12 protein-coding genes are annotated in these 15525 nt (G+C 42.1%); all 12 read right to left on the reverse strand.

Annotated features, from left to right (window positions below; all coding sequences use genetic code 11):
* Positions 1-319: 319 nt before the first annotated feature.
* Entirely contained in the window at positions 320-2038 is a 1719-nt protein-coding gene (locus ACQRBH_RS09085; RefSeq protein ID WP_427761431.1) for an ABC transporter ATP-binding protein, read from the reverse strand.
* Positions 2032-5310 carry an energy-coupling factor transporter ATPase gene (locus ACQRBH_RS09090; RefSeq protein WP_427761432.1) on the reverse strand — a complete coding sequence of 1093 codons (3279 nt, stop codon included), beginning with the start codon at positions 5308-5310 and terminating at the stop codon, positions 2032-2034. The genes ACQRBH_RS09085 and ACQRBH_RS09090 overlap by 7 nt, the downstream gene beginning before the upstream one ends.
* 16 nt (positions 5311-5326) lie before the next feature.
* Complete coding sequence (locus ACQRBH_RS09095) at positions 5327-6031, reverse strand: energy-coupling factor transporter transmembrane component T (RefSeq protein ID WP_278999713.1); 705 nt, start codon at positions 6029-6031, stop codon at positions 5327-5329.
* Positions 6028-6606, reverse strand: coding sequence for an MptD family putative ECF transporter S component (locus ACQRBH_RS09100; RefSeq protein WP_278999715.1), 579 nt, complete (start codon positions 6604-6606; stop codon positions 6028-6030). The genes ACQRBH_RS09095 and ACQRBH_RS09100 overlap by 4 nt, the downstream gene beginning before the upstream one ends.
* 169 nt (positions 6607-6775) lie before the next feature.
* Positions 6776-7753, reverse strand: a complete 978-nt coding sequence (locus tag ACQRBH_RS09105; protein ID WP_154322089.1) for a helix-turn-helix domain-containing protein — start codon at positions 7751-7753, stop codon at positions 6776-6778.
* Positions 7754-7797: 44 nt separating this feature from the next.
* Positions 7798-9417, reverse strand: a complete 1620-nt coding sequence (locus ACQRBH_RS09110) for an FAD-dependent oxidoreductase (RefSeq protein ID WP_278999716.1) — start codon at positions 9415-9417, stop codon at positions 7798-7800.
* A gap of 73 nt (positions 9418-9490) precedes the next feature.
* The gene (gene ahpC / locus ACQRBH_RS09115; RefSeq protein ID WP_278999718.1) at positions 9491-10054 is read right to left on the reverse strand and encodes an alkyl hydroperoxide reductase subunit C; all 564 of its coding nucleotides are present in this window, start codon (positions 10052-10054) and stop codon (positions 9491-9493) included.
* A gap of 212 nt (positions 10055-10266) precedes the next feature.
* Entirely contained in the window at positions 10267-12786 is a 2520-nt protein-coding gene (locus tag ACQRBH_RS09120) for an ABC transporter permease (RefSeq protein WP_278999719.1), read from the reverse strand.
* Position 12787: 1 nt separating this feature from the next.
* Positions 12788-13489, reverse strand: coding sequence for an ABC transporter ATP-binding protein (locus tag ACQRBH_RS09125; protein WP_278999720.1), 702 nt, complete (start codon positions 13487-13489; stop codon positions 12788-12790).
* Between the two features lie 84 nt (positions 13490-13573).
* Entirely contained in the window at positions 13574-14200 is a 627-nt protein-coding gene (locus ACQRBH_RS09130) for a TetR/AcrR family transcriptional regulator (RefSeq protein ID WP_278999722.1), read from the reverse strand.
* A gap of 89 nt (positions 14201-14289) precedes the next feature.
* Entirely contained in the window at positions 14290-14643 is a 354-nt protein-coding gene (locus tag ACQRBH_RS09135; RefSeq protein WP_427761433.1) for a heavy-metal-associated domain-containing protein, read from the reverse strand.
* 1 nt (position 14644) lies between these two features.
* Positions 14645-15525 (reverse strand): ABC transporter permease (locus ACQRBH_RS09140; protein WP_427761434.1); only part of this gene is annotated, 881 nt, incomplete at its 5' end.

Here is a 15525-nt window from a genome sequence, read left to right on the forward strand (position 1 = left end):
TGAGGTCTATTTGTCGTGCTTAGATTCAGAAACGAGTCATCTGCCACAACGGCAAAACCTTTATCTTATAGTAAAGTGTAAAGATTGAAAGTCCATACATATCGGCTCCGGTGACGCGACTTTGTTCACTATAGAAAAATCGAAATTGATGTAAACGATAGGGCAGTTTATCAAATATTGTAAGCTGCTTTATCGTTTACACCAACTTCGATTGGTTTCTAATCAAGTTTCTGTTCCTTACAAACTTCGATTGAACAAACACCGATGTTCCACTTTACCATTACGAAACACCGGTGTCACATTTTTCTGTTTTTTAGTTTTACCGACATGCTGTCTGCGACAAGGCCAAGCGGCTGAATAATCCATTTTTCTCCAAAAGTTCCTCAGGAGTTCCCATCTCTGCGACATGTCCCTGATCCAGAACAACGATTTTATCTACATTTGCAATTGTCCGCATACGATGTGCAATGACCAATACAGTTTTTCCCCGCAGAAGTTCAGACAACGCTTGCTGAACAAGCGTTTCATTCTCTGCGTCCATGGAAGCGGTTGCCTCATCCAAAACTATCACCGGTGCATCCTTCAAAATTGCGCGAGCAATGGAAATACGTTGCCGTTCACCGCCAGAGAGAGTACAACCATTCTCCCCGATATTGCTGTGATAGCCATCCGGCAGTCGAGAAACAAATTCCTCACACCGGGCCGCTTTAGCTGCGGCCATCACTTCCTCATCCGTTGCACCAGCTTTACCAAGACGGATATTCTCCATGATGGAATTGTCAAAAAGCGTCACATTCTGAAAAACAATGGCATAATTCTGAAATAATGTTTCCGGCTCCACAGTCGTTACGTCTACACCACCCAGCAGAACCTGTCCCTCATCCGCATCCCAGAACCGTGCAGCCAAACGGGAAACTGTAGATTTTCCACTACCGGACGGACCCACTAATGCTGTAATCTGCCCCTGCTTTGCCACAAAGGATACCCCCTTCAGCACAGGTTCATCATTATAGGAAAAGAAAACATTCTTAAATTCAATATCATATCCTTTATTCCTGCAAACCGGCTGCCCTTTTTGTTCCACAGTTGCTTCCATCTCCTTTGTACGCCTAATGCTGACAAATGCGGAAAACAGCTCCGCCATTAGCATAAAACAAGAACCAAAAGGTTCATAGACACGACCGGCCACCAACAGATAAAGGATAAACATATTGATGGACAACGCATTTTTTACCACCAGCAAACCTCCAATCAGCAAAACAGCTACCAATCCGAAACGCACCGTCAGTTGCGCCAGTGTTACAGCAGTACCCGGTGCCAGCTCGTTGCGAAACGCACATTTCACGACATTTCCCAGTTTTTTCTCGACCCCATCCAGATACTCCTGCTCCAGTCCGGCAGAGCGCAGCTCCTGAATTGCGTCCAGATATTCCTGCACGCCATCATAGGCTGCACGGTGAGCGTCATAATTGCGGTTCTCCGCCCTGGTCTGTGTTCTCCTTGCTGCAACCAGAATGAGTGCGGCCACAGGCACAGGCAGAACAATACACAGACCCATACGCCAGTCCATAACCAATAACCCAGCTGCCACAATCACAAACATAATAACTGTTCCGAACAGGCTTGGAACTGCATTAGAAAAAATCCGTTCAAGCTTGGAACAATCACCCATCATGGTGGTCGTCAGGTCAGACAGATCTCTCTGCCCAAAAAACGACAATGGCAGACGACGTAGCTTTTCTGCCAGTGTAATCCGCCGATTGGCACTTTCCTCATAAGCCACTTTATAGGTTAGGTTATACTGAATCCACTGAGTTATGAAAATAAGGAGCAGAAATGCCACTGCCATCATAAGGATTGAATATGCATTAATGGTTAGTCCGGTGTCACCGCAGATCTTTTCAAGAAGCCCCATTGTCACCATCATCAAAATAGAAATAGGAGCCATGATACATAAGTGCCCAATCGTTGTGGCCACAATTCCGTGTCTTAATTTGCATGCTCCCTGGTCGCTTAATGCCAGTAGTTTCTTCAGCATAATTCCACCTCCTTTGGTCTATCAATCTTCCAAGTTATAGCCTGACTATAATCAGTCCACATACGGGCATACTCACCGTTCTTATTCAACAGTTCCTGATGAGTTCCCTGTTCTATCAGACGTCCTGTTTTCATCACCAGAATCTGATCTGCATCCTGAACGGTGGATAATCGATGAGCAATCATAATAACGGTCTTCCCCTTCACCAATTCTTTCAGAGCTGCCTGAATCTTTGCTTCATTCTCTGGGTCGGAAAAGGCTGTAGCCTCATCCAAAATAACTACCGGTGCATCTTTTAGAATTGCCCTTGCAATTGCCACCCGTTGCACCTCTCCACCGGAAAGATAGACGCCTTTTCCACCCACAATACTATCAATTCCCTCCGAAAGCTTTGCCAGAATATCATCACACTGTGCCAAATGAGCCGCTCTCAAGATATCCTCTCGGCTCGCATCCTTACATCCGCCACGAATATTTTCTTCCAGTGTAGCCTTCAGCAACTTCGGATTCTGGAACACAAAGGCAACCTTGGCCATCAACTCCTGCTTCGAAAGCTTAGACAGTTCCACACCGCCAAGTGTAATGTGACCTTCCTGCACATCATAAAACCGTGGAATTAAAGTACCGATTGTCGTCTTGCCAGAGCCTGAATGTCCAACCAATGCTGTAACTGTTCCCCTTTTGGAAGTAAAACTGATATCCGAAATAGCAGGCTGCTCCCCGGTGGGATAGGTAAAGGTTACATGTTCAAATTGTACGTCACTGCTCTGCGCCGTCTGTGGATCCCGGTCTTCTGATTGTTCTTTGGTTAGCAATATTGTATCAATACGACGCATAGACTCCATTGCCTGCATTTTATAGTTGCTCATATACATAATCTTATTAAGAACGGAAGCGCAGGCAGGCGTAAAAATCAGATAAAAGAGAAATTTCTCTGTAAATGCAGTCAAATCTCCTGCTGCCCTTATGCCAATTAATCCGGCTGGAATCAATACCAGAAAAGCAGCGTTTACCACTGTGTTGAACCCCACGTATCCAGGCTTGCAGGCCATAGTAAACGCCAGTGCGTCATCCCGATAAGCGTTGATTGCCTCCTTAAATCGGCGAATCGAATGTACCGACTGTCCGAACACCTTGATGACAGAAATTCCACGGACATATTCCACCGCCTCGTGGTTCATCTCCTCCTGAGCATCCTGATAACGCTTCATGAAATTCATGGTTTTTTCTCCCATCATGCTCATCTGAAAGACAAAGCTGGCCAGCATCAACACAATCAATGGAAGACCAATATGCCAATCAATGGCCAGCATCAGCACCAGACTGGCAATGGTTGTTACCTGGGCACTCATCAAATCCGGCATTTGGTGCGCTATATAAGTCTCCACCTGAGCGCTGTTCTCATCAATAATCTTCCTTAGCTTTCCACTGGGGTTTTCCTCAAAATACCCCATAGGCATCTTGGATAAATGGCGAAGCGCCGCCATCTTCAAATTCTTTTCCGTATGAAATGCTACTGTATGGGATAACAGCAATGCCACAAAATTAAGTATCAAGCCAGCCAGTTCCAGGAGCAATGCCCATACCCCCCATTGGACTAATGCCATTGCGCCAAAACCGCCAGCTGTCAAACCATCCAAAAGCTCACAAGCAGCAAAATAAACACATAAAAACGGACCCAACAAAAGCAGAGCGCTGATACCGGCCAGAAGCTGTGCCACACTAAGCAATGGACGATACTGTCCCGCAAATTCCATCAAACGTGGGATACCGATTTTTTGTTTTTTATTTGTCTGTGTATCCTCTTCAAATACTTTCTTCATATAATTCACTCCTCTCTTATCAAACAGCATGAAATTTTTTACTTCTCCTGCGTGAATATGCAGGATATGCGTAGCGCAACGAAGAATCAACTCCGGATCATGAGTTACAATCAAAGTGCATACCGCCTGTTCATTGGCCTTACAAATCATTGCAGCCGTTCGCCGGAGGTTTTCACCATCCTGTCCACTGGTCGGCTCATCATAGAGCATCAGTCTTCTCTTCGAACAAAGAGCAATTCCCAAAGAAAGCCTTTGCTGCTGGCCTCCGGAGAGAGAGCCGGGATGACGGTTCTTCATTCCATTTAATCCAAGTTTGTCTAGAATCTCTTCAGCCTGCACTTCTGTCACCGTCTGTTTGTTCAAAGTCAGCTCTCCAAGCACCGTGTCACTAAACAACTGATGCCCTGCCTCCTGCATGACCAGATACGTCTGTTCCGGCAACTTTTTGTTTGGGATCTTCTCATCATCGATTCGAATGGTTCCGGCATGCTTTAAAAGCCCTGTCAGACAAAGACTGAGGGTGGATTTTCCTGCTCCGTTCTCCCCGATTACCGCTACAATAGCTCCTTTTGGAATCTTTAAATGCGATATATTCAACACCTGACGCTTCTCCCGACAAAACTGTAGCCTGTCTATCTCTAATCCGACATCAGAATATTCCCCTATATTCATATCATAACATGGCTCATAAAGCTGTTTCCGGCTGACTGCCCTAAGTCCCAATTTATCTCGGTTCTCTTTTGATAGCTTCGCTATCATTTCCGGTGTAAACTCCTGGCTGATCTGCCCGTTTTCCAGTAGCACATATCGATCGGCTATCCCCTCCAGATACCACAGCCGATGTTCCGAGAGCAAAACGGTTTTCCCCTCTTCCTTCATAATACAGATTATCTTTTGCAATTTCCGGATACTTTCCATATCCAGATTAGAGGACGGCTCATCCATAACAATGATCGGCGGTAGAGACGCATAGGCAGAACCACAGGCAATTTGCTGTTTTTCTCCGCCTGACAATTCAAAAATATTCCGTTCCATCAGTTCCTGCAGATTCAGCCGACAAACAACCTCCTGCAGACGCTTCTGCATTTCGGAACATGAAATATTCTGGTTTTCCATATTAAAGACCATTTCTCCTGTGGTATCTAAATGAAAGAACTGAGTACGGGGATTCTGGAATACACTTCCAACAATCCGGGCCATCCGGGGCAACGGTGTCTGTGTTGCATCCACCCCTCCGATAAGTGCACTTCCTTCCAGATTGCCGGCATAAAAATGAGGAACAAGACCATTTATAAGCCGAAGCATCGTCGTCTTTCCGCAGCCGCTTTTTCCACAAAATACCACGCATTCTCCTGGTGCTGCCTGAAAGTTCACATTATGCAGAACCTGTACCGATTCACCTGCTTCGCCGGTCTTATAAGCAAATGAAACATGATTCAGTTTAATCAAAATATCCACTCCTTTCTCAAAAGAATAGATTCCAAACCAACAATCCAGCAGAAACCATCACGATGCACCAATCCAGAATTTTCATCCGAACCTCTATATAACTGCTGCGAGGTGTGTCTCTGTCAAACCCACGGGCCATCACAGCCGCTGTCATCTCGTCCACAATAACTGAGCATTGCAGCAAAAAAGGAACCAACATGTATTCCATCATTTGAACCGGGCGACGAAGGATATTCTTCCATGTCAACGCCATTCCTCTCAGGCGAAGAGCCTGATTCACTGTCTGCCATTCCTCCTGTATGGTCGGAACAAAACGCAGCATTACCGCCATTGGAATAATCACCTCATTTGGTAGATGCATTTGGGTAAATGCACTGATATATTCTCCGATTTTAGAAGAATGAGTGACGATATAAAAGGCTGAAAGCAACGGTAAGATAAAGCGGCAAAGATGGCATAGCAGCATAATCATATTCTGAGGTATGCCTGATAATCGATGCGCCAAAAACAAGTCACACAGTAACATAAGCCAAAAAATCAGACATATAAAAAAAGCCCGTTTCCATTTTTGACACAGCAGATTTACTGCTATGCACAGGCCAAGCATTGCGAATTCCTGTGGATGTGTCAATCCAGAAAACGCAGAAAAGCAAGCGGCGATAAACACCGCCAGCTTGCTTCTTGGATCTAATAGACCGTTGGAAGCATATCTGGTGCTCATGCCGTAATCCCTACCTTCGCAAAATGCTTTTTCAGTATCCGTCTGCCGAACAGACCACCAAGCAAGCCACCAACCAAAGCCAGAACTATCAGCACCATAACAATCCAACTAGGTGTCAGTGCATCCAAGGCAGCCACATATCCCTCTCCGTAATATTCGGCACAACTCTCCAAAAAAGCATCCTTAGCTAAAGCAAGGGCGAAGAACGGCCCCATAGAAGTCAGGTTAAACACACAGTAACTAACAGCCAGCGCACCGGCAGATTTGCGTTTTTTACTAACAATGATCTCGGCAATGATTCCCCATAGTACAGCAAACAATAACGGATAAATCGTTGACATCGAGGTAATTATCCCCACCAGTATCGCCAACACCAAGATGGCACCGGTTCGCGGCACCTTGGTTGCATACAGCATGTATACCGTTCCCAAAACAATACCGGCAATCAACGGTGTGGCCAAAAAAAGGACGGGTAGAATGGTCAGTACGGAAGACAATACCGTGAGCAATACCAAATAAATAGCCCCAAAAGCACCTGCGGCAATCAAATCCTTTGTTGTAAGTTTTTCTTTCATATGTAATCTTTCCTTTCTATATTTAGTTAGTTTTTTCTAACTTCGAAAATTTTACTATATTGTCCAAGATTGTACCACTCCAAAAAGCCACGTTCTGTGCAAAACACTCCAAAAAGCCAAAAAAATGATGCCGTCATTACGACGGCATCATTCCACTGCTTATCTCATTTTATTTAGAAGTTATAGTAGCCGATTCATTCACTGCACCATTCATCTCTTTCTTCTTCCGGTAGGCACTCGGACTGCACCCGATTACTGCACAAAATGCCTCTGCAAATTTGCTTGGATTCTGATATCCCAACTCCAGGGCAATCTCACTGACTTTTCGATCAGATTCCTGCAAAAACCGTGTCGCTAGATGCATTTTATAATTACGCAAATATGCATAAGGAGATACGCCATAAATCTGTTTAAAGCCATCCTTCAGTTGTGTCAGACTTAAGTTATGCTCCCATGCCAAGTCCTTCAGGTTAATTCGATGTTCCATATCTTGTATCAAATGCTCTCTCGCATGCTTGATTCGTTCCACGGTTGTGCCGGAAAGATATTCTTGCTTCTCCTCAAAAACAGTTTGTCTGGATTGAAAATGATATAATAGTTCCAATACCTTCAGCCTTAAAAATGTCAAGGACGGATGCTTCAAGTTCGTATATAATTCATGATATACATGCTCTATTTCCGTATTACGACGAAACACGCATGAACCGGTTTTTAACGAATACTTCTCTACTATCTTCTCTGCACTGATTTCAAACACCTGAAGCTCACGTACTGTTTTCACAACCTCCGGATACATAATAATGGTAGAGCCATAATAATAGTTCAGTGGAAAAGATGACGCAATCGGTGGGTGCATCTGACTGTTCAAAGCAATATCCCCCTCCCCCAGGTAAAGATAGTTCTTATTGTCAAAGACACACTCAAATCTTCCCTTCCGACAATGATTGATTCCAATCACATTCTGCCTTTCACTATCTCGAAAACAGCTTTCAGTAGCAAAATTAGCAACCATAAGCTGCACACCTGGGAAGATGTCGTACAGCCACATATCGGCACTGCCATCCTGCACTTGAAAATCTACATAAGTCACAAAAGACTCTCTGCCTGGCACTTTTTCGTCTTGCTTTAAATAATTCAGCTGTTGCATAGTTACACCTTTCTTGGCTAAAGATTAATTTCCAATCCAGTCCTTTAAATCAAATCCAATATCTGCTCAATATTCTTCTTTCCAAAGGATATTTTATCTTCGTTGATAACAAGACAAGGGACACTCATTACGTTGTACTTCTGTTTTTTCTTACCAAAATGATTGATATCATAAACCTCGGCTGCAACAAGAGGATTTAAAGCTGCAATCTTCTGTGCAGCTGTTACCAGTTCCGGACACATGGTGCATGAAAGCGAAACCAGTATCTGAATATGCACCGCTTGCTCAATCTTTGCAATTCTTTCTCTAACTGAATCACTTACAGTCTGACCTTCTCCCGCCGCATTGTATAATCCCAAAACAAAAGACGTAAATTCATGTCCGCCCGGCACACCATGAAAGGCAAGACCTGTATCCGATTGATCCTCCCGAAATACCCTGACACACGGAGTCTCGCTTTCTGTATGGTTTTCTGCAATCTCTACTGAGAGTTTATCCGTGAGTTCTGCCATTGCTTCTACATAGTTTTTTAGTTCCACAGATAACGGCTTTGAATCAAGATAGAGCCTTAATAGCAACGGATGTTCCATCCTGGAAAAGACTGTTTTTAGCTGTGCCGTCATATCTGCATCAAATAAGGAATCAGCTGATTGATTTGCTCCCTCATGTTCTTTTTCGGAATTCTCCTGTCTGACCGCTTCTTTTATCTGAGGCTTTAATCCGGTTATTTTCTGCATTTTCGCTGCATATCGTTCCAATTCTGTGGCTGCCAAAGCTCCATCACCCACAGCCGTAACCACCTGACGCAGATTTTTTACACAGACATCCCCGGCAGCATAAAATCCATCAATATTGGTTTTCTGCTGTTCGTCCGTTTCAACATAACCCTGCTCATTTAATTTTACAAAATCTTTCACAAGTGCCGTTTCCGGCTCATATCCCGCAAACACAAAAACTCCGAAGGTATCTCCTTTCTCCGCCCGATATTCCATCACATCCCCGGTCTGGTTATTTTTATATTTCAGAATACGAAGAGCCGAATCTCCTTCAACGCTGACCACGCTGCAATTGGTAAGCACTGTTATTTTTTCATGGTTCTTAGCTGCATCTGCGGTATTCTTAGCACAGGAAAAATCCTCTCCACGAACCAGAACTGTTACATGCTTGGCATATCTGGTCAGAAACACGCTCTCTTCTGCAGCCGCAAATCCACCGCCTATGACGAAGACCTCTTTTCCGGCAAAAAACTCCCCATCGCAAGTGGCACAGTACGCCACGCCATGCCCTTTGAACTTCTCTTCTCCGTTAAATCCGATTTTTCTGGGATGTGCACCTGTGGCAAGAAGAATCCCAAAACATGAGATTTCCCCTCTGCTTGTGATAACCTTTCTGATTTTTCCTGTCAACTCAAATCCTGTTGCCTCTGCGAGCATAAACTCAGCACCAAAGCTTTCTGCCTGTTTTCGCATGGTTTCTGTTAATTCCCTGCCACTTGTCTTATAAACCCCCGGAAAGTTTATCACCTCGGAAGTAATGGTAATCTGTCCGCCCAACTGCTCTTTTTCTACAACCAGTACTCTGTATTTTGCTCTGGCAAGGTACAAGGCTGCAGTAAGTCCTGCGGGACCTCCACCAACTACAACAACATCGTATAAATTATCCATAACAATTCCATCCTTTCAAAAACGGCATCGGTTTCACTTTCGCTACCGATGCCGTTTTAATTCCTATTTGAGATTAAAGCTGTCCTACCAGATCAAGGCTCGGTTTTAACGTCTTTGCTCCCGGCTGCCACTTTGCCGGGCAAACCTCATCGCCATGCTCATACACAAACTGGCTTGCCTGCACTTTTCGGAATAACTCATCTGCATTTCTGCCGACATTTCCCGCATTTACCTCATATGCCACAATTTTTCCCTCGGGATTTACAATAAAAGTTCCACGCTCCGAAACACCATCTGATTCAATATATACCTCGAAATCTCTGGAAAGCGCATGAGTAGGATCAGCGAGCATAGGATACTGAATCTTTTGAATCCTCTCAGATGCATCATGCCATGCCTTGTGTACGAAATGGGTATCACAGGATACCGAATAAATCTCGCAGCCGATTTTTTTGAATTCCTCATACTTATTTGCCAAATCCTCTAATTCGGTAGGACAGATAAATGTAAAATCTGCAGGATAGAAAAAGAATATACTCCATTTTCCCTGCAAATCAGCTTTTGTTACTGTTTTGAACTCATTATTCTGAAATGCCTGTACTGAAAAATCACTTACTTCTTTGTTGATTAACGACATTGAAATCCTCCTTTTCTATTGATTGTCACAATCAAATTTATTATTTAGATTATTGGTTAGTTATGTCTAACCTATTAAATTGTATCAAATGTTACCTCAGCTGTCAATGTCAGGGACAAGATACCAACTGATAAAATAAATCAACTGTACGAATGTAAGACAATATCAGAGTTCTGAATTAAGCCTTATTGTAATTCACTTTTTCAACAAAATCACTCTCTATTCTTTAACACTTCCGCTAAATTTACTTTTTTAAGCTTTGAAGTCAATAAGCCATTCATTACAAAATACAGCACCAATACTGCAACATACACAATCACATACATCCGCCATGGATAATGAAGATTCATTCCGCAGTTTACATTGGATACCATAAGAGGATACATCAAGTCCATACATTTTTTAGCCATAGGAATACAAACGGCTGCTCCTACCGCAATCACATAGAAATTCCCATCCAGATACAGTTTTTTGATTTCTTTTGTCCTGTAGCCAAACACCTTGACCATGGATATGTGAAACGCACAACGGTCAATCATAACCTTCATCATCAGATACATCACTACCGCAAAAATCAAGGAAGAAACAACCGTCATCATTACTACCATCGGCATCATCTGCTGTATAAATACATCTGCGGACTTTTCAATATCCTTTTTGGTCGTCATACCATATAATCGTCCCGTCGGGATATCCAGTTCTTTGTCTGAAAATACCTGGTTATAATAATCTTCATCTTCACCAAACATTTCCCGCATACAGTCAATATCCATAAAAATATAGAAACTGGTAGCATACTGCGTAATATCATGAACAGTAAATGCATAATGCATTTTTGCCTCTTCATCTTCCACAACAAAAACATCGCCTTTTTTCAGACCATACTTTTCAGCCATAGCAGAGGAAATCACCACATCACTTTTACTGTCTGTTAAATTAACGTCAAAGAACGGGTTGTCTTCCCCAATACCTAAAATAGCAACCTCCAGATTATAGCCCATGTTTTCTTTTTTTACCGTCTTTGTAAATGCCTCATATCCACCTTCCGGAACAGTTTCTTCCGGATATTTATAGGTATACAGATATTCAAATTTTGTATCTGCTTTGTTTTCTTTGCTGATATGCTGACACATTACATAGCAATTTAAGCCCAGCATCAGGATTAGCAATGAAATAAACATTCCCCCTACTACAGTTAAGGATGTACGTGCCTCTCTAATAATCTGACGAATGCGAAACGCTCTGACAAAATTCATTTTTCCTAACTTAATCTGCTTCATAGGTTGACTTTTTTGCTCGTTCTTTATCATTTGCAATGCCGGACGGTTCAATTTTCCACGAATTACAATCCAGTTAATCAGTGCGGAAATAACAGGAGGCAACACTAACCCATATGCAATCAGATAAGGCGGATAAACGCTCTCCATATTCGGAATGGAGAAATATTCGTAACAGCTTCCCATAATGGTACTGCCCCCAATCGACGCAAATCCAATCATACAACCGATTACACCGGCAAGGAACGAGACTACAACCGGAAGACATAAATAATGTAACATCAACTGATTACGATTCACACCCAGGGCATATAAGGCTCCGATAGTAGTATTTTCCTTTTCAATTCCATACACCACAAACACAGAAATCACATAAGCAAATAATACAAGTACAATACCACCGGCAAGTAAACCACCATATTTGTTCAACACCTGATCATTCGCCGCTGCCATGATTCTCGGATTATCTTCCGCCTTTAAAAAGCTTCTCAGATTTGATATTTCAAAATCAAAATACTCATCAATCAATTCATCCGTTTTATTTTGTAACTCTCCTAATCCATCATTTAACTCCTTAGCCCCCTCATAAGCAGATAAAACACCCTGTTCTAATGCAGGAATTCCAAGTGGTATTTCATTTAATTCCGATAAGCCATTGGCAAGTTCACCGGAGCCTTCCACAAGAGAATCGATTCCATCTTCTAATTCGGTTTTATCCGCAGTCATTTCCTCCCAATACTCCTGAAAAAAATCATCCGGTATCGAATCTGCATCCACCTTCAGTTCCTCTACCTTGTCTCTTAACTCTTCATCCGTCATTTCTCTATTCAGAAGATATGCATAAACATATTCCTCCGCTTTCAAGCTACCACCCTCACTAACTAATTGCTTATAAGCTTCTTCCGTTACAAAGACAGTGCCAAATTGAAAGCTATCCACACTGCCATCTGTAAAATCCTTAAGGGGTGCATCATAATCCGGACTGCAGCCAATTCCAACAACCACAAATGTATCATCTCCGATTACAATGCTATCTCCTATCTCAATATCATGTTCTTTAGCGAAACGACGTTCCACCACAAGTTCTGTATCATTCTCTGCCTCTTTTCCTTCTAAGATTTCAATGATATTAATTTTCTTTCTGTTTTGAAATACTCTTATTGTACTGCCATCTTCCATGGCATAATCCAGATAAAACTGTTCTTCCAGTGTAATTCCCTGATCTGTCAATTCCTCCGTTTCTTTATCAGACAGCGGAACAAACAGGCTAAACTCACCGTCCTCCAAAGAATTGCTTTCAGCCAGCTTCTTGGTACCAAGAATGATGGTGTCTGCTGTTCCAATCAATGAAATAATGACATACATACACAAGATAATGAGCGCACTTAACGCAAGATACCGCATACAGTTCTCTTTTAATTCTCTTATAATTCTTTTACCTAATATCTTCTGCATATTACAAATCCTCCAGTTCCATAGCAGGTACTCTTGTCTCATTGTAATATTCCTTGCTGATTTGACCATCTTTAATTCGAATTACCTTATGCACCATATTTCGAATGGAATTATTATGGGTAACAATCAACATTGTTGTGCCATATTTTTCATTAATCTTTTCCAAAAGAGCAAGAATATCTCTCGAAGTCTTAGAGTCAAGTGCTCCCGTTGGTTCATCACATAACAGAAGCTTCGGATTTTTAACCAGTGCTCTTGCAATGGCACATCTTTGCTGCTGTCCCCCGGAAAGCTGTGACGGAAACTTGTTCTGATGTTCCGTAAGTCCAAGTACATCCAGAAGTTCATCCATATCAAGAGGATTTTCGCTTAAATATTCACAAACCTGTATATTTTCACGAATGGTAAGATTGGGAATCAGATTATAAAACTGAAAAATAAAACCAAGATTGTCTCTTCTGTAATCAGAAAGCTTATCTGCCTTCATTCCTACAATTTCCATTCCATCCACCATTATGCTACCGGAATCAAGTATATCAAGACCACCAATACAGTTTAGAAAGGTAGACTTTCCTGAGCCGCTGGTGCCTTCTATCACACACATTTCTCCCTTCTCAACTCCGGTAGAAATTCCTTTTAATACCTGTATATAGCTTCCTCCTTCGCCATAACTTTTCTTCATGTCTTTTACTTGTAAATACATCTTTCTCTTCCTTTCCATTAATGAATTTTACATAACAGTGTTATGTAAGTGTTATGTTTTAAGGACTGATTTCTCAGTCCTTTACTACCTTGACAAAAACATGCCATACCATCCCGACATCATATATGTAACAGCCTGATTGATAAATGGTAAGGCTTCATGTTCGGTTTCTATATGAGATATCATAAAGATAAACGTATCTATCTGCTCATGGGCAAGCCAATGAATGAACTTTTCATCTATTTTTTCCTTTGGATGATGTTTTACCATCGCATCTGCCATTAAACGATAATGCTTCTCCGCCGAATCAATAAACCGATCCGCAATATTTTCATATTTTGTACCCTGACTTTTGGTTAATACAAGCAAGATTTCTTCCCTATGAAGATACATCTGATGAATAACTAGTGCCGTTGTTTCTTCATGTTCAGCCTCTTCCTCTGCATTCGGCAGCATATCCCCGCCTTTTGCAGCCATATTTTTCTCATCTTCAAAGTGTGCCTGCATCATATTGTAGATTACATTTACCGTATCTCCAACTACTGCATCAAACAAATCATCCTTATCTTTAAAAAAGAAATATAAAGCCCCAGTTGTAACGCCTGCATTTTTGCATATGGTTCTGAGAGATGCCTTCATATAGCCTTTCTCTGTAAATTCTTTTCTGGCACTTTGAAGCAGATTATTTCTTGTTTCTTTGTCTTCTTTCAAATTATTACCTCCATAACAGTGTCGAAACATAACACCGTTATGTTACTCTATATGTTATGATATGTCAAGAAATAAATAGTCTTTTTCCATTATCTTATTTCTATAACCTCATATCCTGCATTCTCTATAGCCTTCTTAATCACTTCATCCTCTACATCCTTTTCCATGGAAACCACCGCGGTTTTCCTTTTCAGATTTACCTTGGCTAATACGCCATCCAACGAATTTAATCTGCTTTCCACACGGGCTTTGCAATGTTCACATGTCATCCCATCAATCACAACTGTTCTTTGCTTTACAACCTGTTTCAGTTTCTTTCTTTTCACCTTAACGGAGGAACCGCCACCGCAACAGCCACCCTCACCTTTAAAATGCTTAACACCGGAACGTATGCCTATAATAATCAAAATAATCAATATCCCTATAATAACGAAATCCGCCATTTTACTCAGCTCCTTTCAAAATCTCCACCATATCAAGTTTTCGAATTCGTCCACTAAATAAAAAACTTACCGCCATAGATACTGCTAGCACAAGTATTCCGGCAATCAGATAGCATCCCGGTGTAACCGTGAGAACATAATCAAAATTTTCTCCGTTGGAATTCATCATGGCATTCAGGCTCATTTTTCCAAAGGGCGCTCCGATGATGATACCTATAACCGACAGCCAGAGATTCTGTACTGTAAGGATATTTCGAATCTGCGAAGTCTGTAATCCCAATACCTTCAACGTTGCAAATTCTCCCATCCGTTCATGGAAAGAAAGATTTCCGGAATTATACAGCACAACCACAATCAGTATCACAGAAAAAATCACCATCATCCATACCATAATACTGATTACTTCGTAACTTGTTTCAAAAGCCTGTATCATATCTTCTTTGCTATGCACAGCGGTCACATAGGATTCGTTTTTATACTCTGCAAAGTCCTCATTACTATATGCTGTTGTTGGTGTATACTCCGCTCCGGTCTTTTCATAATCTTCCCGCAGGAAGGCAATCCCCTGTGTCTCCATACTGCGGAAAATATATCCTACCCTAGCTTCATGCCACTGATTTTCGGAATATACATGCCAGTAAAAAGTGTCTCCTACAGAAAGTTCCATGTCTTCACAAAGTTTTCGGCTTACCCCCACTTGTCCTTCTTTCTGTTCCAACTGAATCACATTCAGACTACTATCCAACAAATTGTATAATCCCTTTCCCTCCAGCACGGTCAGCGTTTCCTTTTTCTTCTCTGTCGCTGCGGCATTGGGAACAGTGGCAATCTCAATCTGCCCTGTCATAACAAGCTCACTGTCAGTCTCTTTTGCCATCTCAT

The sequence above is a fragment of the Bariatricus sp. SGI.161 genome, from assembly GCF_050313695.1.
Taxonomy (GTDB): Bacteria; Bacillota; Clostridia; order Lachnospirales; family Lachnospiraceae; genus JAFBIX01.

Excerpts from the sequence above, each read along its gene's own strand:
- ACQRBH_RS09085 (WP_427761431.1), bottom strand. The coding sequence starts at position 2,038 with ATGCTGAAGAAACTACTGGCATTAAGCGACCAGGGAGCATGCAAATTA.
- ACQRBH_RS09095 (WP_278999713.1), bottom strand. The coding sequence starts at position 6,031 with ATGAGCACCAGATATGCTTCCAACGGTCTATTAGATCCAAGAAGCAAG.
- ACQRBH_RS09100 (WP_278999715.1), bottom strand. The coding sequence starts at position 6,606 with ATGAAAGAAAAACTTACAACAAAGGATTTGATTGCCGCAGGTGCTTTT.
- ACQRBH_RS09105 (WP_154322089.1), bottom strand. The coding sequence starts at position 7,753 with ATGCAACAGCTGAATTATTTAAAGCAAGACGAAAAAGTGCCAGGCAGA.
- ACQRBH_RS09110 (WP_278999716.1), bottom strand. The coding sequence starts at position 9,417 with ATGGATAATTTATACGATGTTGTTGTAGTTGGTGGAGGTCCCGCAGGA.
- ahpC (WP_278999718.1), bottom strand. The coding sequence starts at position 10,054 with ATGTCGTTAATCAACAAAGAAGTAAGTGATTTTTCAGTACAGGCATTT.
- ACQRBH_RS09120 (WP_278999719.1), bottom strand. The coding sequence starts at position 12,786 with ATGCAGAAGATATTAGGTAAAAGAATTATAAGAGAATTAAAAGAGAAC.
- ACQRBH_RS09125 (WP_278999720.1), bottom strand. The coding sequence starts at position 13,489 with ATGTATTTACAAGTAAAAGACATGAAGAAAAGTTATGGCGAAGGAGGA.
- ACQRBH_RS09135 (WP_427761433.1), bottom strand. The coding sequence starts at position 14,643 with ATGGCGGATTTCGTTATTATAGGGATATTGATTATTTTGATTATTATA.